Consider the following 22,106-nt stretch of genomic DNA (forward strand, 5'->3'; position numbering starts at 1 on the left):
ATGAAGACCTTTGTCATCGATGTAGCCAAGTGCGTTGGCTGCCGCAGCTGCCAGTTGGTTTGCAAGGACGAGCATTGCGATAACGATTGGATGCCCTATGCGGCGCCGCAGCCCGATGTGGGCCAACAATGGCTCAACGTCGAGGAGAAGGAGCGCGGCCAGGTTCCGAAGGTCACCGTCGCCTATACGCCCATCATGTGCCAGCATTGCGAAAACGCACCGTGCATGGCTGCGGCCAAGGACGGCGCCGTGTACCGCCGCGACGACGGACTGGTCGTCATCGATCCCGTGAAGGCGAAGGGCCAGAAGGCCATTGCGGAGGCGTGCCCGTATCACAAGGTGTTCTGGAACGAGGAGCTCGACATCCCGCAGAAATGCACCGGTTGCGCTCACTTGCTCGACGACGGCTGGGCGGTACCGCGCTGCGTCGAGGCGTGCGCCCACGACGCGCTTAGGTTCGGCGATATCGAGGACTTCGCCGGCGAACTCGATGCCGCCGAGAAGCTCCACCCCGAATTCGGTACGGGCCCCAGCGTGTACTACCTGAACCTTCCCAAGCGCTTCATCGGCGGCGAGATCGCCGATCTCGAGGAGGAAGAGGTCATCATCGGCGCCAAGGTCGTCCTCACCGATCTTGCGACAGGCCAGACGAGGGAAACCGAATCCGACGACTTCGGCGATTTCTGGTTCCGCCAGATCGAGCCGGCCGACTACAGCATCACGGTCGAAGCGGAAGGATACCTGCCCCGCACCGTTTCTGATTTCATCTCGACGGTCGAGAAAGACCTGAACGTCGGGACGATCGCCCTGTACCGCGCGTAAGAAGGTGGGCTTTCATGGAATTGAGCACGCAGCATTCGGGCATATACTGCAGAGACATCGAAGCGTCCATCGCGTTTTATGCCGATGTTCTGGGATTCGAGCTGCTATTCGAATCGCTTGCGATGGAGGGCGATAAGCCGCTGAAGATGGCGTGGATGCGCCATCCCGGCGGCACGGTGGTGGAGCTTTTGGAGCAGGAGGATAAAACGCCCCTCGAAGCGGCTGCTGTTTCGCTCAACCACCTGGCATTCCGCGTTCCCGATATGGATGCGGCGGTGGCTCACCTGCTGGAGCACGGCGTTGAGATGGAAGCGGGGCCGTTCGATCCGTCGCTCGATTTCGACCGCCCGTGCGACCTGGAAGGCGAGGTGTTCGAGACCTGCAGCGCAAAGGGCCTGAACATGCGCATCGCGTTTTTCAGGGGGCCGGGAAGCGAGCGCTTCGAGCTCGTGCAGGACAATATCTCGGGCTTGTAGGTAACGAAGCTTCACGATGATAAGGCGGGGCGAAGCGCAGTGCAGCGTTTCGCCCCGCTTCATGCCGGTACGTGCCGTGCCCTTCGGGGGATATCAACCTCTTTTATTCGGCAGCCTCACGACGGCGGCGATTCCCCTCGGCTCGACGTTCTCCAGGCGGATGGTGCCGCCGTGCGCTTCGGCGATTCCCTTGGCTATGGGAAGACCGAGCCCGGAGCCTCCCGTCTCGCGCGACCTGGCCGTATCGGCACGGTAGAAACGGTCGAACACGCGCTCGAGGTCGCCCTCGTCGATGCCGATGCCCGTATCCTTCACGGTAACGACCGCCTCGGATCCCTGCGATGCGACGCTCAGACGCACGGCATCGCCTTCGCCCGTGTACTTGAGCGCGTTGTCGAGCAGGATGGCGAGCAGCTGCCGAAGCTTGTCGCGATCGCCGCGCACCGTCGCATCGCCGCACTCGTCGAGCGCAAGCGTTTTTTCCTGCATGAGCGCGATGTCTCCGTATGCCGAGACGATCTCGGTGCAGAGCTCGCGCAGGTCGACATTGCTCGTCTCCAGATCAAGGTGCCCCGCATCAGTTGCGGTAAGCACCAGTAGGCTCTCGGTGAGCCGAGAGAGCCGCTCGGCCTCTTCGATCGTCAGGGTTATGTCCTCGAACTTATCGACGATGCACGCATGAGGGTCGTCGAGCAGCAGCTCCTGGGTGGTGCGGATGACGGTGAGCGGGGTGCGCAGCTCGTGTGAGGCGTTCTGCACGAATTCTGTCTGCTTCGCCCAGGCGTCCGCGATGGGCCGCAGTGTCATGCGCGACAGCAGATAGCTTGCGCCGGCGGAGATAGCGAGCGCAACAACGAGGCCGGCAACGAGCATGGCGGTGAACTGGTCGAGAATTGCGATTTCGGAATCGACGTTTGCGATGGCCTGCATGTAGGAAGCACCGCTTTCGCCGCCTTCGAGCTGATAGTTGATGGCGCGGTAGTGATGGCCGTCCTGCTCGACGAGATACGGCGTGTTCAGCACGTTGGAATCGAAGGGCAGATTCTCGATAAACTCGGGGTACGAGGCGTAGATGCCGTACGTATCGTTGGGCGTGCCGTCGCTCGAGCGGGTGAGAAAGATGGTTTGGGGGTTGCTTTCGATGGTGGCGCTGATGCTTTCGCTCAATGAGATGTTGCTTGCGGTGGACTCGTCTCCCGTCACCGCTTCGGCATCCGGTGCGCCAATCGCGTAGGTGGACGAGGATATATTGACGGGGCCATCTAAGCTGGAAACGGAAAGCTGCTCGTCAACCGCTTGGAAGATATTGCTGCTCACCGTTTGGTACACGAATACGCCGAGTAAGGCGAATATGAGCCCGAACACGACGAAGAACAGGGCGGTGTAGCGTATCGATTCGCGCCTGAGGCGATCGCCCTCAATCGCGGTCGGCATCGGGCGTTGGGTTCGTATCCTCTGCATCATGCGCGTCCTTTTCCGTAAACAGGTAGCCGACCCCGCGGATCGTCTTGAGGTAGATGTCGTAGCCGAAAGGCTTCAGCTGCTTGCGGATGCCGCTCATGTACACGGCGACCACGTTCGAGGAGGTTTCGGAGAGAAACCCCCATACGCGATCGAACAGCTGGGTTTTCGAGATGAGCCTGTCCTGGTTGCTCACCAGGTATTCGAGCGCGTCGAACTGCTTGCCCTTGAGGTCGAGCGGCTTCCCGGCTATCTCGACGGTGCGCCGCGATCGCGAGATGACAAGCTCTTTGAACACAAGGTCTTTCGTCTCGTACAGCCCCATCGTCCGGCGCAAGATCGCCTCGATGCGCATGAGCAGCTCGTCTCGATGGAACGGCTTCACGAGGTAATCGTCTCCGCCTGATCTGAACCCGCGGGCCTTATCGGCGAGCGTGCCTTTCGCCGTGAGGATGAGCACGGGCGTGAACACGCCTTCCTCGCGCAGGCGCTCGAGTACGGTATAGCCGTCCAGCGCGGGCAGCATCAGATCGAGGATGATCAGGTCGTATACGCCTTTGCTCGCAAGGAAGTAGCCCTCCGCTCCGTCGAACGCCTGGTCCGAGTCGTGCGAGGATGCGAGGCATCGCTTGATCGCATGCGATAGGTTGCGGTCGTCTTCGACGATGAGGATCTTCATGCGCACACCTTCTTCGCGCTCATTCTATCATCCGCATCGTTAAACAACGGTTAAACGGGCATGGAGATATCTCCATGAGGGGAGCGCCCCCGTTTCACGTTTGCTTAAGGTTCGTTTGACTACTATGCGGAAGCGTTGAAACCGAGAAAAGGAGTAATCGATGTATGCAAAAAGCAAAGCGTTCAGGAATCTCGTTATCGTGCTAGCCGTGTTGGTCATTTTGGGTGCGGGGTTTGTGCTGCTCAAGAATCTCAGCGCGCAGGGAGATGAGCAAAACGTACTTGATTCCGGCGTTCAGACTGAAACTCCGGGAGAGTTTATCTACGGAGACCCCTCGAGCGGCGAGGCTCCTACGATAACCCAGACTCCAAGCGATGGAACCGGGTCGGTGCCGGACGATGAGTCTGCCGAATAGCCTCAGGCGCAAGCCGAGAGGAAGCGAACGTGGTAGGAAGAGAGATCGAATATGGTGAAAACTATTGGGAAAGTGCTTGTCGTAGCGCTGCTCGTTGCCGCTTTGGGTGGAATTGCGTACGTGCTGGTGGGGCAGGACGCTGCGGCATCGGATGACATCGAGGCTCCGCACATGCCAACGGCACGGGTAGAGAAGGGTCCGATCGAAAAGCTGGTTACCGGTCCGGGCGAAGTGAAGCCCTCCGACACCGAAAAGCTCGAAATGGCGAAATGGCGCTACTTCAGATCGTCAGAGGTGCCGCTCAACGAGCGCATTCCCGCCGGTACGCCTCTGGTCGAATACACGTATGGCGATCCGCTTGTTGCACCGTACGATCTGGTTGTATTGGGGAAGAGCCTTCCCGAAGACGAGTATGACGAGCTGACCGAAGAGCACTACGTGGAAGTCGCCCGGGTTGATTCGATGCATGTTGAGCTTGCGGTGCCTGAAGCCGAGATCGCCGATCTTTCCGTGGGTCAGAACGTGGAAGTGAAGTTGGGTGCTCAAGATGAGGCGGTGCATGCGGGCACGGTCGTGAAAATCAACGAAGTGGGCACCTACGAGGCGACCGGCTCGAAGTACAAGGTGACCGTCGAGATTCCCAACGACGGAAGCATGCTCATCGGCATGTCGGCGAACGTGAGCATCAAGGTGGGCGAGGTGAACGATGTTCTCACGGTGCCCGTGAGCGCCGTAAACGACGGGGGTGACGGCACCCACTTCGTGCTTGTGCAGCATGTCGACGGTTCGCTCGAACCTGTTGAGGTGGAAACGGGCCTGTCCGACGGAACGAAGGTCGAGGTTGTCGGCGATCTGAGCGAAGGCGATGAAGTGGTTGTGAACGAGACCGCGCCGTCGGAGGCGATCGACGGAGGCGGTATCAGCTTCGTGTCCCGTGCCGCTGAGGGCTGAGGTGCGCCATGATCTCCATAACCCGTTTATCCAAGCTGTACCGTATGGGCGATGATGAAATCCGTGCGCTCGATGCCGTCGACTTCTCGGTCCGGCGCGGTGAATTCGTTGCCATCGTGGGTCCCTCGGGATCGGGCAAATCGACGCTCATGAACATCATCGGATTGCTCGATACGCCCGACGAGGGAACCTACCTTCTCGGCGGCGAAGACGTCTCGCACATGTCCGGCAATCGTCTGGCCGCTTTGCGCAACCGCAAGATCGGCTTCGTGTTCCAGAACTTCAACCTGCTCAAATCGATGAGTGCCGAAGAGAACGTGCGCGTGCCGCTCATCTACCGGGGCATGCGTGCCCGTCAAGCCGACAAGATTGCCCGCGACATGCTTGCCCGTCTCGGACTCGGGGGACGCGAAAAGCATTTGCCCTCCCAGCTGTCGGGAGGCCAGCAGCAGCGCGTGGCCATCGCGCGCGCCTTGGTCGGCTCGCCCGATATCCTCCTTGCCGACGAACCGACGGGATCGCTCGATTCCAAGACGAGCGCCGAGATCATGGCGATGCTCAAAACGCTCAACGAACTGGGTCAAACGATCGTATTCATTACGCACAACCCCGAGCTTGCCCGCGAGGCGGGCCGCGTGGTGACGATAGCCGACGGCATGCTTTTCGAGGAGGCGGTTAGCGTATGAAGTGGCTGCAGATAGGCAAAGATGCCACCAGGAACGTGGCCCGCAACAAGCTGCGCACGGTGCTTACGATGCTCGGGCTGGTGATCGGTATCTCGTCGGTCATCGTGCTGGTGGGTATGAGCGACGGATCGAACCGGCAGGTTGCCGAACAGATGAAGGCGCTCGGCGGCGATATCATCTCGGCGTACCTGTTCGAAGGGTCGCTCGGATACGACGACATGGACGACGTGCGGGCACTCCCCGGCGTGGCGGATGCAGTGCCGTCGAAGCATCTGAACGCTTCTGTAAGCGCCGGCACCGAGAAGTCGAACCGCGCAGCGGTCGAGGCCTCCGACGAGCATTACCTCGACGTTCGAAACCTCAAGCTTGCTGCGGGCCGCAACCTTTCGTCGGTCGATCGGGAGAGCAAATCGAAGGTGTGCGTAATCGGCGGTGCCGTCGCCCGCGATCTTTTCGGAACGACCGATGCCCTCGGGCGCACCATCAAGCTTGCGGGCGATGAGTTCACCGTTGTGGGGGTGCTCGAGGAAAAGGGCGAATCGATGGGTCTCAACACCGAGGGTCTCGTGCTCGTGCCGCATCAATCGGCCGGAACGTTGGGGTCTGACGGGAAGATAGAAACGCTCTATGTGCGGGCGGCGGGCGACGACGCCGTGCAACTTGCTAAAGGCTCCGTTTCGGATTACCTCGAAAACGAGAAGGGCATATCCCCAGCCATGTTTTCCGTGAACACCCAAGACGAGCTACTCGGCGCCGGGGGAACGGTGAACGAGACGATGACGCTCCTTCTTGCCGGCATTGCGAGCATCTCGCTTCTGGTTGCGGGCATCGGGGTCATGAACGTCATGCTCGTATCGGTTGCGGAGCGCGTTCGCGAAATCGGCATCAAGAAGGCGCTCGGCGCACGGCGCGGCGACATCCTGATCCAGTTCCTCGTCGAGGCGCTCGTGCTGAGTCTGCTCGGAGGTGCGCTCGGCATCTTGCTTGGGATGGCGCTCTGCGCTGCGGCCGAGTACGCGGGCATCCCCTGCGTCGTTTCGCCGACCGTCGTCTGCGTTGCCGCGGGTGCGAGCATGGTCATCGGCCTCGTGTTCGGCATCTTTCCTGCGCATCGGGCGTCGCAGCTGCATCCCGTCGTGGCGTTGCGCCAGGAGTAGGGCGAGTTCGGGGCTAGGCGAGCGGCGGCTCCCGACGAGGTTGTCGGGAGCCGCCGCTTTGCTGAGGTCGTTGTTGGCGAAGGCGGGGCTGTGGGTTCTTGCTCTCCTGGGGATCGCGCTATTCCGAGGTGTGCAAGGACGCTTCGGCTCTCGGGCCTTCTAGGCGACTCCTTTGCCGATCTTCTTACAAGTCTTTCGGGGTTTCGTACTCGGATAGCGTGCGTTCCGCTCTGTTCTCCGACACACAAGATGTTTCTCGTGCCCGTATGCGGTGCTCATGCAATTCAGCTGTCTGCGGCCCGCTTCACTCTCTCTCGTCGAGCAGATCGATGAGTTCGTCGCGCGAGTGCACGCCCGTTTTCTGGTAGATGTGGCTGACGTGGGTTTTTACCGTGTTGTACGACAGGAACGTCTCGTTGCCGATGGATTGCAGCGTGCGCCCCATCAAGAGGTACGCCAGTACGTCCTTCTCGCGTGCGGAGAGCCCGTAAAGCTTTGCGACAGCGTCGCAGCGCGCGCCCATGTCGAACAAGGGATCGTTACCCGACGTTCCGCTTCTGCCGACCTCCCTTTGCAGCCTCAGCGCCGCCGCTTTGTCGCGCTCCCGGTTCTCTACGCTCTCGAACACCTTCGGGAAAAGCAGGATGCCGACGAGCAGCAGCAGGTAGACGACGCCGAAGACGATGCCCATCGCCCACGCGCCCGACAAATACTGGACGGCCGACACCAGCGCAGTGCCCGCGATGAGCCCTATGTCGATGGCGCTCGTTCCCCATGCGAATACGCGGCGCGCTGGCACCTGCGCCTCCGATGCCATCAAGCCGAATTCGGTGTAGGTGTAGGCGAGAAACAGGTGGTATCCCGTAAGCGTGAGCACGCCCGCCCACGATTCGAAGCCCGGGAAGGCGGCGTTTCCGCCGACGGTAAACGACGGAATGACGAGCAATCCCCCCGCGATAAGGGGTATGACCAACCGCGAGAACACATAGGTGCCGCGCTTCTCCATGAAGTAGTAATCAAGGCAGATAGCTACCACGACCAGCATGCAGACGCATGACAAAATGGTATTCCACGCCGAAGAGCCATCGCCCGCCTCCGTGTAGGTGTGCAGGTTTTGAAACAGCCCCGCAGGCAGAGCCAGAATGAAGCAGCAGGCGAAAAGGCTTGCGACGTTGCGTTTGCCTTGCTGGCGCACCATCTTGCGAAACGAAGGAACCATGCCGATACGCTGATCCTCGTCGTGCGCGGCAGGCGTTTCGGAGTCGGATCGTTGGGAGGCTGCGCGATTCGGCGAATCGAGATCCTTGATATGGATTACGCAGAGCGATGTGACGACGGGGAGCAACAGCGTTGCGCCTATGGCGGCAAGATCGGGAAGGTTGGGGATGAGCAGCGAGACGAGCATGCCCACCACTATCGAGCCGCCTAGGATAAGCCGCTGTTCGCTGACTTGGCTCAAGCGGGCATAGGGTTCGCACCACAGCATCAGCATGCCTGCCGTTCCGATGCCCGACACGATCGATCCGGCGAATACCAACGGCTCGAAAGACCCGCTTGCGTAACCGGCGGAAAGAAGCACGGTCCCACCGACGACGATCGCCGGAAACAGTACGGCAGCCGTTTTGCCGTGGAAGCCGAAAGAGGCTTTCGTATCGAGGGCGGCGAAGGCAAGCAGGCTGACGCAATGCGCCGCCACGTTCACGAGCCACGAAGTATGGCTCAGGTCGGCGGATCCCGTCTGCCACAAAGATGCCGTGACCATGGACACGCTTGCCCAAGCCCAATAGGACCCGATGCCGATAAGAAGGCAGATTCCTTTTTCGAACCCGAGATCTTTTGCCATAAGCCTGCCTATGCCCATTCATGGTCGGTTGCGAAACAATGCTAGGACGCCATTATCTCAGAACTTTCCCCTAGGCTCGCACGACTCCTGCCGACAACCTCACCCGTATCAGGTGATTGTGAAACGCACCCGATCCTTCCGATGACTTTTCCTCCGTGTCGCCGCATGGTGAAAGCAGCCTCATCGGCCAAGCGATCCTTTGCGAAGCCGCGAGGATGAAGGAAAACAGAGCAAAGAGGGAGGAACAACATGGGAAAGAAGAATATGTCGCGCAGGGGCTTTCTCGGGCTGACGGCAGCGGGCGCCGCCTTGGGGGTGGCGGGGCTTGCCGGGTGCAGTCCTGCCGGTTCGGAGGATAAGCCCGTTGCGAAAGGAAGCGATGAAGGCTCGTCGACCTACGAGCCCGGCGAGATCGCCGAGACCATCGACGCCGACATCGTCGTTGTGGGCCTGGGCATGTCGGGTCTCGCTGCGGCCGTGCAAGCCGCCAACAACGGAGATAGGGTCGTTGGGATCGAGGCGACGAACACGACGGGAGGAAACGGCATCGGCGTAGAGGGCATCTTCGCCGTGGGCACGCAGCTGCAGAAGGAGGCCGGCATCGAGGTTACGCCGGTCGAAATCATCCAGACGGAGATGGAAGAAGCCCAGATGGTGACGAACGGCGCCTTGTGGAACCGGTTCATAAACGCATCGGGCGACAACGTGGAATGGCTTATCGAGCAGGGCGTGAAGTTTTCGGGCATGGTCGACGACTATCTGGGTTCGGGCATCGTGAGCTGCTTCCATTGGTTCGAAGGCGATGTGGCAAGCGTCGGGTACGTTCCGCACATGACGGCCCGTGCCGAAGAGCTCGGCGTCGACGTGCGCCTGGAGACCTCCGCGAAGCAGCTGATCATGTCAGACGGGAAAGTCGCCGGGCTTTTCGCCGAGGACTCCGACGGCAACACGCTGCGGATCAATGCGAAGGCCGTCATCCTGGCGACGGGCGGTTTCGCGCAGAACCAGGAGCTCATGGAAGAGCGCGGATGGAACTGGGACAACATCGTCTATGGCGGGACGCCCGGCCACAACGGCGACGGGTTGAAAATGGCGTTTGACGTGGGTGCGCGCAGCTTTGTGAACAACTCGACGTTCAACAGCACGAACATTTGCGGGCGAGGGGATACCTTTGCATGGAAGGCCGATACGTTCACCTCGGTGTTCTGCGGCGCGGGAATGTTCGGCACCGGCGGGGCGCAGCTATGGGTGAACGAAGACGGCGAGCGATTCATTTGCGAGGACTTCGCAAAAGACAACTTCGAGATGCAGTGCGTGCCGGCCATGACCCATCGCGCCATGTACTCGGTGTTCGATCGCGCCATCCTCGAGGCGGGCTTGGCGGGGGATCCCGATATGCTGGAGTTCGTAGACACCGATCCCGAAGACGATCTGTGCAAGGCCGATACCGTTGCCGAGCTGGCCGCGTACTTCGGCGTGGACGCCGCAGCCTTGCAGGCGAGCGTCGATCGGTACAACGAGCTGTGCGAGAAGGGGGCTGACGCCGATTTCGGAAAACCGGCCGAGGCCATGGTGCCCATCTCCACGCCGCCGTTCTACATGGCCAAGCTCAACCAGTACTTCCTGATGTCGGTTGGCGGAATCGAATGCGACATCAATGCTCAGGTGGTGGATCAGAACAAGGAGCCTATCGCCGGCTTGTACGCGGTCGGCACCGACGGCTGCATGCTGTACCGCAACATCTACACCATCAACGTTGGCGGCACGTGCAACGGCAACAACGTAAACTCCGGTCGCACGGCGGCGAACCACGCGCACGAATACCTTGCAAGCTAGAACTTCGTAGTGCGGCGGGGCGGCGCGCCGTTCTACCGCACTCGGCGGATAACCGCATGGCGTTTTTAGGCCGACCCCGAACTGGCAGCTTCGGGGTCGGCTCTTTGTCTTGCGGGGGCTTCGCTGAGGACTGGGTTGGCATTGCGAGCCGTGCATGTGCCTGGACTCCCGCGCGGCAACGGCATGCGCAGTCAGAAAGGTGGGGTTCCACCTGGCCCTCTCTGTGGTATTCTGTGCGCGAGGGAAGGGGTTGCTGCGAGGAAAGGGTTCCCATGTACCGCATCAAAGAATTTGCTGCGATGACCGGGCTTCCGCCGTCGAAGATCAGGTTTTACGAGAAACACGGCCTGCTGTCTGCGCTTCGCGATGATAACGGCTACCGCGTGTTTTCGCCGGAAGACGCGTTTCGCTCGAACGCGTTCCGCGTGTTGCTCCAATACGGATTCACCGTCGAGCGGGCTGTGGCAATGCTCGATGCCAGGCAAGGCACCGAAGAGTTCAGGCGCTCGCTAGAGGATCAGAGGGAGGCGCTGCTCCACGAAGCCGACCTGCTGCGCTATCGGCTGGCGAAGATAGGAGGGGCCCTTGAGCTGATCGACGGGGGAGGCCGATCCGACTTCACCTTGATGGATACGCCTGACCAGCTGTATGTGAGGGCGTCGGCAGGCCTGGACTTCGGTGTGGCGGTCGATCGCGAACGGGAGATCGCGCTTTTCTACGATATGCTCAGCGTCACGAGCTGCGCGCGCATCATCGACAAAGACGACTTCGACGCGCCTGGGGATTCGATCGACCCCAGCTACATCATCGCGATGCCCGAGAGCGAGGGGCATCGGTTGAAGGAAGCCGACCTTGCCCACGTCGAGCATCTGTGCCTGGGGAAGTGCGTACGGTTTCGGCGCTGCGTGACGAGGGAGGAAAGCGTACGAAAGGAGACGTTTTCGGATCTGTTCGATTACCTGGACGATCACGGCTACGAGCTGCGGGGAAACGTGATCCTGTTCCCGTCTTTCCTGAATCTGGACGGCAATGGAAGCGATATCGAGACGCTGTTCGTGCCGGTGAGGTAGAAAGCGGAAGGCCCGCTGCCCGCCCGGCCGCCTGCGGGCAGCGGGCGGGCAGCAAGGTTGTTTACGCCTTGAGCGAGGCTACGGCCTCCTCGGCTGCGATGTAGCCGGAATCGATGCACAGTCCGTAGCAGTAGCCGGGAATGTCGTAGTAGGGCGAGTAGTACAGGCTGCCCGCATCCGTGCCGGCGGCGTACAGGCCGGGGATGGGGTCGTTCGTCTCGGCGGACAGCACGCGGCAGCAGTCGTCGATGCGCACGCCGCCGAACGTGCTCCATGCGCTGGGCTCGTTCTCCGTGACGTAGAACGGCGGGGTAGCCACGGGAGAGAGGTACCACGGGTTGGCTCCGAACTCGCCGTCGGTGCCGGCTTCGCAGTATCCGTTGTAGCGCTCCACCGTTTCGGGGAGTTCGTCCAGCCCGAAATGCTCTGCCAGCTCCTCGAGCGTGTCGGCTTTGAAGCACCAGCCCTCGGCGATGCCCTCCTCGATGTCGGCAGGCAGGTTGTCCAGGATGCGGTCCTTGAAGTAGTTCCCGATGAACCAAGTGTCCTCGGTTGCTCCCTTGGCGGTGGTGTAGTTGTACAGGCCTTCGGTTGCCATTGCATCGACGTAGGCCTGGTCGACCACGGCGTACCATGGGGAGTTCTTGAGGATCTGCTCGGAACCGTAGCTCATCGGGTAGTCGCACAGCAGCCCCTCGTTGATGAAGCGCTTGCCTTCGGCGTCTACGAGCAGGCAGCCGTACAGGCCGAATTTGAACGCGTAGTTCTGATCGAACTTGTCCTGCTTGGCGGGGCGGGACGCGTTTGCGTGCGTGCCACCGTACTCGCAAGGGCAGTATCCGAACGTCTTCTCCAACGCTGCACCTACCTTTTCGGCAGCGACGATGGTGTCTCCCGTGCAGATGGATTCGCCCCCGCGCGCCACATTGAGCTTGCGCGTGTGCAGGAATCGTTCCTGCAGGTCGCGGTTGCCCAGGTAGCCTCCTGCCGCAAGGATGACGGCTTTAGCGTTGAAGGCGATGTTCTTCTTCCCCTTTTCCACGGCGTTTACCCCGGTGACGGTGCCGTTGTCATCCGTAGCCAGCGATACGAGCGCTGTAGAGAACCGCACGTCTATGCCATTGTCTGTCAGCGCCTGCTCCCACATTGCCGCGCGCTCCTCGGAGGCGTTCGTGATGGCGTGGAAGCCGCCCTTCTCGCCGATGAACGGGGTCTCGAAGCGGAAGTTCTTCTCTTCGAACGTGTAGCCGATCTCTTCGAGCTGCGCGACGGCGTCGGCCGACGTTTCCAGGCAGCGGCGCATGAGCGCGGGATTGGGCGTCCAGTGCGAGTACTCCATAACGTGGTAGAACGCATCGTCCACGGTGAGCGTGGTGCCGCCTTCTTTATTTTTCAGCACGTCTGTGCCGACGGCGAAGGGGCCGGACACGTAGATGCCGTTTGGAGCGGTCATGTTGTCGCCTTTTTCGAGCACCACGACGCTGGCGCCACCTTTCGATGCGCGCAGTGCGGCCATGAACCCGGCGGCACCGCAGCCGACGATGACAACGTCGGCGTCTACCGTCTCCTCGGCTTCGAACGGTGCGTCTTCCTCGGCGATGTCCGAAACGGCCGCGTCGTCAGGCGAAGCCTGCGGCGAGCAGGCGGCGAGCGCGCCGACCGATGCTACGCCGAGAGCGGATAGCGCGGCACCTTTCAAGAAGTTGCGGCGATCGATGCCTCCGCTTAGCCCGGTCTCGTATCCCTGCGTTCCCTCGTTGCCCAGCTTTCTCATAATGAGCCTCCTGTTCCCTAGCTGGTCTAGCCTGCCCCACGGTACAGCTTGAACCATGTCGAAGGTCAAGCCCCGGGAATGCACGATCCGGTGCGACGGCTTCGTCGAAGCGGATCTCTCGGCGTTGCGGTTCTGCGATATGCCTGATGGCGAAGGAGAAATACTAAAAACTACTGCGGGATTTTTCGAGTTGGCTGCAACGCGTGATGCACGTGTGGCATAGCTCGGATTTCGGGTACGGATTAGAACGTGCATGAACGATGAGGTGCGCTCAAAGGGTGCATGCCGTCTCCGCGATAGGGGCAGGAAATCGTATAAGACGTGAAGCGTAAAAGAAAAAACGAACCCGAAGGTTCGTCTGAGTGTTTAAGTGGTGCGCCGTGAGGGATTCGAACCCCCGACGTACTGATTCGTAGCGCCATCAAGTACGCCATCCACAAGCAAAAACCGATTTAAGTATGATACATGCAATCAAACCCAGATGCAACGATGATGCAGGAAAACGGCCATATTTCACAAGTTTTCGAAAAAACGGGTGATACCATGCCTCCGCCGCGCCGAGAAGGTTGCCGAGCCAATTTGCGAGCCAATTCCATCGGCGTCGACCAAGACACGAAAAATCAATCATCGAGGCTTCTAGGAGGAGAGCATGGGTTACGAAGTGAGCGGCGTGTCCGTCTGCGGATCGCGATACCGGGCAGATTTCAGGTGGAGAAACGAAGACGGGAGTTTGTCTCCTCGGATAAGGCGCATGCTCTCGGGCACCGACCGCGAAAGCGCCGTCGAGGAAGCCGAATGGATGGCCTTGCACGACCTGTCGCCCATAAGCGACTCCTCGATCTCCTTGGGCGAGGCGATCGAGGAGTACATCGCCTCGAAGGAAGGGGAGGTGTCCCCTCTGACGGCCAAGGGCTACCGTGGCTCTTTGGGCAAGATAGCCCGCGCCTCGCGGAGAATCGTCGCCATGCCTTTGCGGGAGCTCGAACCTTCGCATATTCGCAATTACGAAGATGCGCGTTTGCGAAAAGGCGTATCGCCCAACACGGTGCGCAAGGAGCACTCCCTTATAGCTGCCGCCCTCGACGCGGCGGTGGCTTCGGGCGGAATCAGGAGCAACCCGGCGAGGGAGGTCAGCCCCCCTGAAAAGCGCTTGCGCGAGAGGGCGGTGCCAGAAGACGCCGGGCGCGCGCTTTCGCTGGTGTCCTCCATGCAGGGCAGGATCGGGCTGTCTGCATCCCTCGCGGTCGACGCCCGTGCGATGGCATGCCAGGTCGCCGCCTTGGAATGGGGCGATTTCGACTGCGGGTTCGCAGCGGGGCGCATCGTGCGGCGCATATCGCCCGAGCATGGGGTGGTCGTCGCCTATGCGAAACCGCGAACATTCGAAACATCCCCCGCGACGCGCAAGAAGCTGGATCTGGCCTATGCGGTATCCCGTCGCGAGGGGCGCGCCTGCGCCGGCGACCGGTTGTTCGACATCTTCCCCGAGGCGATGGCGCGAGAGTTCAACGCCGTCGCCAAGGTCGTCGGGCTGAGCGCGTCCTTCTCGACGCTTCGCCAGCTGAGGGGTGACTAGGGTGCATTACGTCAGGGATTCCCTCGTGCAGCGCGGGAAGACTAGCTGGCGCGCGAGCTACCACCCCGTGTTCGATGACGGGACTTGCGGCGAGAGGGTGTTCGAAACCCTCAAGGGCTGCTCCAGCCGGCGAGAGGCGAAGTGCGCGGCAGAGGAGCGCCGTGCGATTTTGGAGGAGGCGGCCCGACTCAACCTGGGCTTCTCCCCCAACATCCCCACGCTCGTCGATTACCAGTCCGATTGGGCGAACGACCTCGTTCTCACCGGAGCGGTCGCCAGGAAGACCGCGCGCGGCTATGTCTCCGGCATCAAGTGCATGGGGGATATCGCCTACACGAAGCTGAACGAGGTGCGCGAGTTCGACGTGAAGCACTCCATTCGCTTCGCGTTGGACGAAGGGTTCTCGCCGAACACCGTGGCGTCGAACTTCTCGCTGATGAAGAACGCCTTCTCCCGTGCGCAAGAAGAAGGGCTGGTCGCGGCCAACCCGTGCAGGAACGTGAAGCCGCCCAAGCGCGTCGAGACGCGCCCGCGCTCGCTGTCTGCAAGCGAGCGGCTTCTTCTGCTCTCCCTCCTGCCGCAGCTGGTAGGTGCCTTGCCGCTCGCCATACGCCTCGCGCTCTCCACCGGCGTGCGGGGAGAAGAGGTTCGTGGGTTCACTTGGGAGGATTGGGACGATTTGGAGGCAAGGCTTTCGGTGAGGCAGGTCGTCGTGAAGGACGACGGCTCGCTGCTCGTCAAAGGCCCGAAGACCCCCTCATCCCTTCGCACGCTGCCTGTCGAAAGCACGCTGAACCAAGAACTCGGAAAGAGGATGGAGTGGCAGCGCGCCCGATGCGCCGAGTACGGGGTGCCGTTCAGCAAAAGGCTCTTCATCCTGGGGGACATCGACGGATCCCCCTACACCCCCGACGCGATGCAGCGCGATTTCTCGTCCTTCTGCAAGGCGTTCGGAATCGAATGCTGCTTCCATTGGCTGCGGCACACCTTCGCCACGGAACTCGTCGCCAAGGGGGTGAACATCCGCACCGTCGCCCAATGGCTCGGCCACACCGCCCCCGGCTTCACGCTGCGCGTGTACGCCCACGCCGACCCCTGCGCGCTCGCCGACTCCCTCGGGGTCGTGAGCGATCTGGTTTCGGTTCCCGAATCATACGAGTCCTCCGCGAGGTTGGGCGCCTGCCTAGCGAAGGGAGTATGCGATGATATATATCATAAATAGCTGTTTGCACGAATGCAGGTACCCGTGCCGCGCCTGCCTGGCCGCAAAGCACTTCGGTTAAGTTGAAAGCTGTGAAGATTGGTGCGCGCCGAACCCGGCCGCAAGCGAAGGCGGTAATCCGATCGGCTCGGCGGATCGCAACGTTAGGCGAAGAAAAAAAGAGAAGGGGAAAGCCCCCTTCTCTTTGCAGAAAGCCCGAATGTGGTTGACGGGCGGCCTATCAGCTTTTTGTCCTGCGCAAGGCGAGGAGCAGTCCACCTAGGCTGAACAGGGCCAACCCGAAGATTCCGACACCGAAAGGACCATCTCCCGTTCGGGGCATCGCCTTGGGCTCGCCGCCGGGCGCCTTCCCGCCGGTCGGCGTTACGAACTGCGAGGCGGGCTCGTCGACCACCTTCACCGCTATGGACTTCTCCGAGGAGGCCCCGCCGCTGTCGGTCACCCTGTACGTGACGGAGTAGTCGCCCGGTCTGCTCGCGTTTACGTCGTTGAACACGACGTTGTCTGCCGACAGCGCTATCGGGCCGTCCTCCTCGTCATGGGCGGAGACTCCGTCCAGCGGGTCGAAGGCGTCTCCGACCTTCAGTGATTTGTCTTCGGCCGAGATGACGGGCGAGCGGTTGATGCCGCCTGCCTCGGTGCTCCAACGCGCCTTGTACTTATCTCCGTTCAGGCGGCTGAAGGCGGATTCTGCCATGCTGGAGCTTACTGTTATGCTCTCGACTTTCTCCCACCCATCGAAGGTGTAGCCCTCCTTGTGGGGAACCTCGAAGTTTTCGACCACGTTCGCGATGGCGTTTTCGAGAGCGGTGTTACTGAGATCGGGCAAGACGAGAATGCTGGAGTCTTTCCGGACGCCCTCCAAATTGGAGGCGAACGTTCCTCCGTTTGCGTCCATGGTGGGGCCGCTGCCCGTTCGGTTATCCCAATCGAAGTTGTAGTTGATCACCTTTTCGTCGGTCGAGAGGACGAGAAGGCGGTTCTCTGTGCCGTCTTCGGAAGGGTTCAAAAAGAAGTTCTCGGTGAAGGCCCCCTCTGTGACTCTCGATAGATCGAGGCTGCGGAGGTCCACGAAATCCAGAGATGGGCAGTTGTAGAACATCTTGGATGCCAGGGTGAGCCAGTGGTTGGTCTCAGGCATGACCACCTCCTTCAGCGAGGTGCACTCTTCGAATATCTGGCTCAGCACTTTCAGTTTGCCAGAGTTCAGAAAAGACAGGTCCGCTCTCTCCAAAGCCCGACATCTGTGGAACATGGACTGGGCGTATTCCAGGTTTGGCGGGCTGAACCTGCTCAAATCAACGCTGGTGAGGGAAGTACAGTCCATGAACATGCCGGAGCTCGTTTGGAGATTGATCGAATTCGAGAAATCCGGCAGAGAGACGCTCTCCAGGGAATAGCATTCGCTGAACATGCAGAACGTACTAGTCGCGGAGGACATATCCCAGTTACTTATATCGATGTCCGTCAGCGATTCGCAGCCATTGAACATACTCGAGAACGATTTGATCCCCGACACGTCCCAAGTATCCAACCCTATGACCGTTTCGAGGTTCGGGCAATTGCCGAAAACGTCTTCGGCCGATACGTAAGTCTGGTTCACCAGCCCCGTCACGTCTACGTATTTGAGGTTGGTGCACTCGTAGAACATCATGTCCAGCCTATTCCCCTGAACATCTCTCTCTTCGCATTGGCTCATATCTACATACTCGAGGGCTCTCATGAACCTGAAGTTGTCGTGCAGGCTCCCTATGAACTCAGGCCTGGCCCCGTCGACGGCGACCGTCTTGAAATGCGTGATGGAGTCTTTGTTGTTGTTGAGGCTAAAGAGCAATCCACCCCCGGTGAAGTAGACCTTGCCGTATCCTTCGATCTTGCCGGGAACCGCTACTTTGCGGCTCTCGCCCTTGTATCGTTGCAGATTAACGCCGTCGCCCAGGGGCGTCCAGGACCAGTCCGAGAGATCGAAGCCCCCGTAGCCTTCAAGGTCGGCCGCCTCGGTTGGGGCCGCCTCGGTTGGGGCCGCCTCGGTTGGGGCCGCCTCGGTTGGGGCCGCCTCGGTTGGGGCCGCCTGCTGGGCGTCGGCGGCCTCTGCCGGGGCGACCTGCATCCCGCTTGTCGCGACAAGCGCTGCAAGGCAGATGCAGATGATTCTCTTGGTCGTGTTCATTCTCTTGATCACCTCTTTCGTTGAACGGAGCTTTGCATCTCGCGGTATTTTACTAATCGTGCAAAAAACGCGAGAACCGATCATTTGCCATCTGTAAACGATTCTTTATAATTCCTACAACAATAGAAGCATATACAACGACAGAAGTATATAAAGCATCCTTTCGTTCTGTTCGTCTACTTGCCGACAGGCGTGACAGCTGATCGGAATTGCCGATATCGGCTGCTGCAATGATAAAGCGCATTCGGCTTGGAAGTGTCATTCAGGATTCGAATGCGGCATCGAGATTATGCATGGCAAGAGGGATGCGCGGAGTCGGCTGCCTTCGCGCAACATTCTGTACGCGCATGCATGGAAAGGGGGCGACTTGAGTTCATTGGAGGAACTGATGGTGTTCAGGGATGTGGTCCTTACGGGCAACATCACCCGAACGTCGCAGCGACTGCATATGAGCCAGTCAAGCGTTAGCATCCAGATCCGGAACCTTGAAAGGGAATACGGAGCGCAGCTTTTCGACCGCACCAACCGGGGCGTTCGGCTGACCGAGCGCGGGGAGGTGCTATACCGGTATGCCGAGGAGGTCGTCAATCTCATGCTCGAAGCGCGAGAAGCGGTACCCGAAGGGGCGTTTCAGCATCGCAAGAACATCGACATCGGTGCGACGTTCACCATCGGAGAGTACATCATTCCTCTCGTCGCAAGGGAATATCATTGCAGGTCGACTGACGATGCAATCGGAGTGAGGATTGCCGACACGGAAACGCTCGCATGGGATGTGATCGACAGGAGGCTGCGTCTCGCCCTCGTCGAAGGTCCCGTGCCGAACGACCCAAACCTTGTTGCCGAGGCGTTCTGGCAGGACGAACTCGTGGTGGTCGCGCCTGTAGACCATCCATGGGGAAGACGGGAGACGATCAGCATCGAACAGCTCAAGACCGAAAAGATGATAACGCGAGAACAGGGTTCCGGGACGCGCAGGGTGATGGAGCTGGCTCTGGCCCGAAACGGGCTCGACTATTGCGACCTGGATATAAGGATTGAGCTGGGCAGCACCCAGGCGATCAAGCAGGCTGTTCGATGTGGTATGGGGATTGCGATCATCTCGATCCTCGCAGTTCAGGAGGAGTGCGGTCTCGGACGGCTCGCTGTCTTGCGCGTCGAGGACTGCCCCATCGTCAGGTCGCTCAGCATCCTTACTCACGCCAAAGGGCGCCTGAGCGCCGAAGAGCGATCGTTCGCCGACTTGCTCGGCGACCGCAAGACGCTTCAAAGGCTGTTTCCGCCGCCATTCTCCGGCAGCGGCTAACTTGTCTTCGGGGGGGGGTGGTAAACTCCTTAGACGCCGCTTTTGAGGGCTGGGTCGATCCTTGCCTTCAGCCTCGTTCCCCTATGGCAACCTCCTTTCTTCAATATTACAGTATGGAGCCTAAAAACCCCATGATAAAAATCGGGGTTTTTAGGCGTCTTCTTCGGGAACCCATGATGCGCTGAACTCGGCGTCTTTGAACAGGGCCGCCAACCCCGTAATCTGCTTGAGGCGCAGGATCTCGTCTTTGTCCATGCCGAGGTGCTTCGATATCCATGCGTCCGAGCGGCCGAGCTCGTGGAGATCGGCGACGATCCTGCTCATGAGGTCGACGTTGTGGGATCCCCGTGCGCGGTTGTGCCTGATCGTTGATGCCATGCGGCAGTCGAGCGGCTTGTCGATCACGGATACCGGCAGCATGCCGCCCTCCCGTTCGCGGATGTCGGGGTGCTCGAGCATGACGCGGTAGCGGTGGAATCCGTCCACGATCACGTATTCGTCGCCCGCCTCGTCGAAGTAGCACACGATGGGCATGGTGTAGCCGTCTTCCCTGATGCTGTCGTAAAGCAGATCGAGTTCGGGTGGAGCCACCGAGTTCGGGTTGTACGAATTCGGCTTCACCTTCTCGATCGGTACGGCGATTACGTTGTATACAGGGCTTCTAGGCTCCATTCTCTCCTCGCTTTCCGATTACCGCCCGGTACTCGCGCTTGAGAGCATCGACGTGCCTTTGCTGCTCGCGCGTTAGCCCGAATCCCATGAAGCGGCAGTTGTGGTCGTTCTTCAGGATGCAGTAGCACATTCTCTTCCAGCTGGGGATGTCTTTGGTGCTCTTCACGTCGTCGGTGTGGTCGGGAAGGTCGCCCTCGAACACGATGCGGGAATTCTTGCGAAGGGTATAGTTGGAAACGCCGTTGCGCCTTATGCGGTAGCCGCGCTCCAAGAGCTCGGATATGACCTCTTCGCTCAGGCCTCCGCCTGTTTCGTGCCAGAACTCGATCGAGGTTTTGAACTTGCGCACGTAGCTTTCGCGCAGCCGGTGGGGGAGCGTTTCGAGCAGGAAGAACGTGAACGATTTCCACGTGTGCCCTTCGGGGAGTTCCAGGTTTCGATATCCCATGGCCTTGGTGCGGCAGTAGATTGCGCCGAAGTTCGCACCCTGCACGCGTCCGACGAGCTTGGCCCATATTTCGGGATCGATCACACGGTAGAGGTTGAGGCTGTCCTTCGCCGAATCTCCGAAGGGGGAGGCGACCCGCATTTGATCGGGCGAGAGGCCCGCCATGTGGTACAGGTCGTAAAGGCGGTTGTAGTCGTATCCGAAGAGCGCGTTTGCGTGCCAGACGTCGGACACCGACCAATCGTAAAGGGGGCTTGCGGCCCAAACGCCCTTGAATTGCGAAGTGATCCAGCATTTCCCTTCGTAGCCATGGCGCTTGTTGAGTATTCCGCTGTAGCGGTGCAGCGATTCGTCGGTGCGGATCCCGAGCAGGCAGACCGTTTTTCCGCCGCCGTGCGCCATCCGGTACCACCTTCCAAACTGCTTGGCAAGATCTTCTTGGTGCATCCTGTAGCGGTAGGTTTCGATAGGGTTCTTTCCGAGGTTGACGACGTAAGGGCGTTCGGGCATGGGACGGACCCATGCGTCTTCCTTCTCGTCGTCCCACGGATACCAGAACATCTCGTAGCTGCTGAGGGCGGTTCTCGTGGCCATGGGCAGGCACACCCAGTAGGGTTCCGTTTCTCCTTCGATTCTGTCGAAGGTGCGCTCGACGTACTCGGTCGTGGCCGAGTACTGTGCTTCGAAATCCTGATGGAACACGCCGACGATCTTGTTGGGGAAGTGTTTGTTTCTGAAGTCGAGCACCAGGTTGAGCAGAAGGCCGCTGTCCTTGCCGCCCGAGAATGATACGAACACGTTGTCGAACTCTTCGAACACGAACCGAAGACGGTCCTGCAGCGCTTCGAAAACGTTTTGTTCGGTGTATCTTCTAATCATATGGTCGATGCCGTTGGATGCCGTTTTGCGGCTTGCGCGGCGCATTCGCGAAAGCTCCTCTAATGTTTAGCATAAAATAATTATGATTGCCATAAAAACTGACCTATCGGCATCGTTAATCTACGGTCTCATCGATTTAGGGTCTTAGGCCTTGTCTTCGGCAGAGATCGGGTTTTGGCCAGGAGCAGTATGGGTATATCAGAAGTGCAGGATCTACAGTCGAGTTTTTTCGGTGTGATACGTCGCCGCTTCTGGTTGGGATGGGGCAGGGCACCATGGTCCTCCTTGCTCCTTGCGGAGGTGCAAAATCGTGTTTTCTTTTGTCAGCATCTGTTACGCGCTACCGCGACCTGTACGACATGCACTACATCGGGCACAGGAAAGACCTCGGTCGCGCCCGCCTCGCGGCTTGCGTCTCCGCGACGATAATCGATGACCTGGCATGTGGGACGACGATATGGCTGGTATCGCCTCGCAGGCGAGCGCACGCTTTCGAACAAGCGATTCCTCGCACGCACGAAGTCATCTCATTGCGACTGGATAGGCAAAAACGCCGTCGAGGTCACTCGGCGGCCGCCCTGCTTCCTGCGCGATCTTTGATAGTGATTGCGCATATGCGAAACTGCTATATTGCGGGTTTTCGCATTTTCGCAACTTCGCAGA

Annotated in this window: 18 protein-coding genes; 11 read left to right on the forward strand and 7 right to left on the reverse strand. The window is 59.9% G+C overall.

What is annotated here, in order from left to right; genetic code table 11:
- Together MWL89_RS00725 and MWL89_RS00730 are read left to right on the forward strand one after the other, a co-directional pair.
- Window positions 1-822: a 4Fe-4S dicluster domain-containing protein gene (locus MWL89_RS00725; protein WP_244411345.1), complete on the forward strand. Its 822-nt coding sequence runs from the start codon at window positions 1-3 to the stop codon at window positions 820-822.
- 14 nt (window positions 823-836) lie between these two features.
- Window positions 837-1,298, forward strand: coding sequence for a VOC family protein (locus tag MWL89_RS00730; protein ID WP_244411346.1), 462 nt, complete (start codon window positions 837-839; stop codon window positions 1,296-1,298).
- A gap of 93 nt (window positions 1,299-1,391) precedes the next feature.
- Here MWL89_RS00730 and MWL89_RS00735 read toward each other — a convergent pair whose 3' ends face one another.
- Both MWL89_RS00735 and MWL89_RS00740 read right to left on the reverse strand, forming a co-directional pair.
- Entirely contained in the window at window positions 1,392-2,762 is a 1,371-nt protein-coding gene (locus tag MWL89_RS00735) for a sensor histidine kinase (protein ID WP_244411347.1), read from the reverse strand.
- Window positions 2,716-3,438, reverse strand: coding sequence for a response regulator transcription factor (locus MWL89_RS00740; RefSeq protein ID WP_244411348.1), 723 nt, complete (start codon window positions 3,436-3,438; stop codon window positions 2,716-2,718). Before MWL89_RS00740 ends, MWL89_RS00735 begins: the two co-directional genes overlap by 47 nt.
- A gap of 160 nt (window positions 3,439-3,598) precedes the next feature.
- Here MWL89_RS00740 and MWL89_RS00745 point away from each other — a divergent pair, with 160 nt between their 5' ends.
- Genes MWL89_RS00745 through MWL89_RS00760 form a run of 4 tightly spaced genes read left to right on the forward strand, consistent with a single transcriptional unit; the run spans window position 3,599 to window position 6,647 of the window.
- Window positions 3,599-3,853 carry a hypothetical protein gene (locus MWL89_RS00745; RefSeq protein ID WP_244411349.1) on the forward strand — a complete coding sequence of 85 codons (255 nt, stop codon included), beginning with the start codon at window positions 3,599-3,601 and terminating at the stop codon, window positions 3,851-3,853.
- Window positions 3,854-3,904: 51 nt separating this feature from the next.
- Window positions 3,905-4,804 carry an efflux RND transporter periplasmic adaptor subunit gene (locus MWL89_RS00750; RefSeq protein ID WP_244411350.1) on the forward strand — a complete coding sequence of 300 codons (900 nt, stop codon included), beginning with the start codon at window positions 3,905-3,907 and terminating at the stop codon, window positions 4,802-4,804.
- Window positions 4,805-4,812: 8 nt separating this feature from the next.
- Window positions 4,813-5,490, forward strand: a complete 678-nt coding sequence (locus MWL89_RS00755) for an ABC transporter ATP-binding protein (protein ID WP_244411351.1) — start codon at window positions 4,813-4,815, stop codon at window positions 5,488-5,490.
- Window positions 5,487-6,647 (forward strand): ABC transporter permease, encoded by a 1,161-nt coding sequence (locus MWL89_RS00760; RefSeq protein WP_244411352.1) that lies wholly within the window; start codon window positions 5,487-5,489, stop codon window positions 6,645-6,647. Before MWL89_RS00755 ends, MWL89_RS00760 begins: the two co-directional genes overlap by 4 nt.
- A 304-nt stretch (window positions 6,648-6,951) precedes the next feature.
- Here the strand turns inward: MWL89_RS00760 and MWL89_RS00765 are convergent, their stop codons facing one another.
- Window positions 6,952-8,490, reverse strand: a complete 1,539-nt coding sequence (locus MWL89_RS00765; protein WP_244411353.1) for a helix-turn-helix transcriptional regulator — start codon at window positions 8,488-8,490, stop codon at window positions 6,952-6,954.
- 249 nt (window positions 8,491-8,739) lie between these two features.
- Here MWL89_RS00765 and MWL89_RS00770 point away from each other — a divergent pair, with 249 nt between their 5' ends.
- Both MWL89_RS00770 and MWL89_RS00775 read left to right on the forward strand, forming a co-directional pair.
- On the forward strand, window positions 8,740-10,326 hold the full coding sequence (locus MWL89_RS00770) for an FAD-dependent oxidoreductase (RefSeq protein ID WP_102379379.1): 1,587 nt from the start codon (window positions 8,740-8,742) through the stop codon (window positions 10,324-10,326).
- Between the two features lie 272 nt (window positions 10,327-10,598).
- Complete coding sequence (locus tag MWL89_RS00775; protein WP_102379378.1) at window positions 10,599-11,396, forward strand: MerR family transcriptional regulator; 798 nt, start codon at window positions 10,599-10,601, stop codon at window positions 11,394-11,396.
- Window positions 11,397-11,457: 61 nt separating this feature from the next.
- Here the strand turns inward: MWL89_RS00775 and MWL89_RS00780 are convergent, their stop codons facing one another.
- Window positions 11,458-13,170: an FAD-dependent oxidoreductase gene (locus MWL89_RS00780; protein WP_244411354.1), complete on the reverse strand. Its 1,713-nt coding sequence runs from the start codon at window positions 13,168-13,170 to the stop codon at window positions 11,458-11,460.
- A 649-nt stretch (window positions 13,171-13,819) separates the two neighbouring features.
- On the opposite strand from MWL89_RS00780, the gene MWL89_RS00785 reads away from it, so the two are divergent.
- Complete coding sequence (locus MWL89_RS00785; protein ID WP_244411355.1) at window positions 13,820-14,746, forward strand: phage integrase SAM-like domain-containing protein; 927 nt, start codon at window positions 13,820-13,822, stop codon at window positions 14,744-14,746.
- A 1-nt stretch (window position 14,747) separates the two neighbouring features.
- Window positions 14,748-15,968: a tyrosine-type recombinase/integrase gene (locus MWL89_RS00790; RefSeq protein ID WP_244411356.1), complete on the forward strand. Its 1,221-nt coding sequence runs from the start codon at window positions 14,748-14,750 to the stop codon at window positions 15,966-15,968.
- Between the two features lie 220 nt (window positions 15,969-16,188).
- Here MWL89_RS00790 and MWL89_RS00795 read toward each other — a convergent pair whose 3' ends face one another.
- The gene (locus tag MWL89_RS00795) at window positions 16,189-18,138 is read right to left on the reverse strand and encodes a BspA family leucine-rich repeat surface protein (RefSeq protein ID WP_244411357.1); all 1,950 of its coding nucleotides are present in this window, start codon (window positions 18,136-18,138) and stop codon (window positions 16,189-16,191) included.
- A 367-nt stretch (window positions 18,139-18,505) separates the two neighbouring features.
- Here MWL89_RS00795 and MWL89_RS00800 point away from each other — a divergent pair, with 367 nt between their 5' ends.
- Window positions 18,506-19,444 carry a LysR family transcriptional regulator gene (locus MWL89_RS00800; protein WP_244411358.1) on the forward strand — a complete coding sequence of 313 codons (939 nt, stop codon included), beginning with the start codon at window positions 18,506-18,508 and terminating at the stop codon, window positions 19,442-19,444.
- 150 nt (window positions 19,445-19,594) lie between these two features.
- Here the strand turns inward: MWL89_RS00800 and MWL89_RS00805 are convergent, their stop codons facing one another.
- Together MWL89_RS00805 and MWL89_RS00810 are read right to left on the reverse strand one after the other, a co-directional pair.
- The gene (locus tag MWL89_RS00805; protein ID WP_244411359.1) at window positions 19,595-20,116 is read right to left on the reverse strand and encodes an IbrB-like domain-containing protein; all 522 of its coding nucleotides are present in this window, start codon (window positions 20,114-20,116) and stop codon (window positions 19,595-19,597) included.
- Window positions 20,106-21,443: a phosphoadenosine phosphosulfate reductase gene (locus MWL89_RS00810; protein WP_244411360.1), complete on the reverse strand. Its 1,338-nt coding sequence runs from the start codon at window positions 21,441-21,443 to the stop codon at window positions 20,106-20,108. The genes MWL89_RS00805 and MWL89_RS00810 overlap by 11 nt, the downstream gene beginning before the upstream one ends.
- Between the last annotated feature and the right edge of the window lie 663 nt (window positions 21,444-22,106).

Source organism: Raoultibacter timonensis (assembly GCF_022845715.1).
GTDB classification, from domain to species: Bacteria; Actinomycetota; Coriobacteriia; order Coriobacteriales; family Eggerthellaceae; genus Raoultibacter; species Raoultibacter timonensis.

What these genes read in the sequence shown, in the direction of transcription:
- MWL89_RS00810 (WP_244411360.1), bottom strand. Translation starts at nt 21,443, where the DNA reads ATGATTAGAAGATACACCGAACAAAACGTTTTCGAAGCGCTGCAGGAC.
- MWL89_RS00775 (WP_102379378.1), top strand. Translation starts at nt 10,599, where the DNA reads ATGTACCGCATCAAAGAATTTGCTGCGATGACCGGGCTTCCGCCGTCG.
- MWL89_RS00730 (WP_244411346.1), top strand. Translation starts at nt 837, where the DNA reads ATGGAATTGAGCACGCAGCATTCGGGCATATACTGCAGAGACATCGAA.
- MWL89_RS00785 (WP_244411355.1), top strand. Translation starts at nt 13,820, where the DNA reads ATGGGTTACGAAGTGAGCGGCGTGTCCGTCTGCGGATCGCGATACCGG.
- MWL89_RS00770 (WP_102379379.1), top strand. Translation starts at nt 8,740, where the DNA reads ATGGGAAAGAAGAATATGTCGCGCAGGGGCTTTCTCGGGCTGACGGCA.
- MWL89_RS00755 (WP_244411351.1), top strand. Translation starts at nt 4,813, where the DNA reads ATGATCTCCATAACCCGTTTATCCAAGCTGTACCGTATGGGCGATGAT.
- MWL89_RS00725 (WP_244411345.1), top strand. Translation starts at nt 1, where the DNA reads ATGAAGACCTTTGTCATCGATGTAGCCAAGTGCGTTGGCTGCCGCAGC.
- MWL89_RS00780 (WP_244411354.1), bottom strand. Translation starts at nt 13,170, where the DNA reads ATGAGAAAGCTGGGCAACGAGGGAACGCAGGGATACGAGACCGGGCTA.
- MWL89_RS00765 (WP_244411353.1), bottom strand. Translation starts at nt 8,490, where the DNA reads ATGGCAAAAGATCTCGGGTTCGAAAAAGGAATCTGCCTTCTTATCGGC.
- MWL89_RS00735 (WP_244411347.1), bottom strand. Translation starts at nt 2,762, where the DNA reads ATGATGCAGAGGATACGAACCCAACGCCCGATGCCGACCGCGATTGAG.
- MWL89_RS00760 (WP_244411352.1), top strand. Translation starts at nt 5,487, where the DNA reads ATGAAGTGGCTGCAGATAGGCAAAGATGCCACCAGGAACGTGGCCCGC.
- MWL89_RS00795 (WP_244411357.1), bottom strand. Translation starts at nt 18,138, where the DNA reads ATGAACACGACCAAGAGAATCATCTGCATCTGCCTTGCAGCGCTTGTC.
- MWL89_RS00745 (WP_244411349.1), top strand. Translation starts at nt 3,599, where the DNA reads ATGTATGCAAAAAGCAAAGCGTTCAGGAATCTCGTTATCGTGCTAGCC.
- MWL89_RS00805 (WP_244411359.1), bottom strand. Translation starts at nt 20,116, where the DNA reads ATGGAGCCTAGAAGCCCTGTATACAACGTAATCGCCGTACCGATCGAG.
- MWL89_RS00750 (WP_244411350.1), top strand. Translation starts at nt 3,905, where the DNA reads ATGGTGAAAACTATTGGGAAAGTGCTTGTCGTAGCGCTGCTCGTTGCC.
- MWL89_RS00740 (WP_244411348.1), bottom strand. Translation starts at nt 3,438, where the DNA reads ATGAAGATCCTCATCGTCGAAGACGACCGCAACCTATCGCATGCGATC.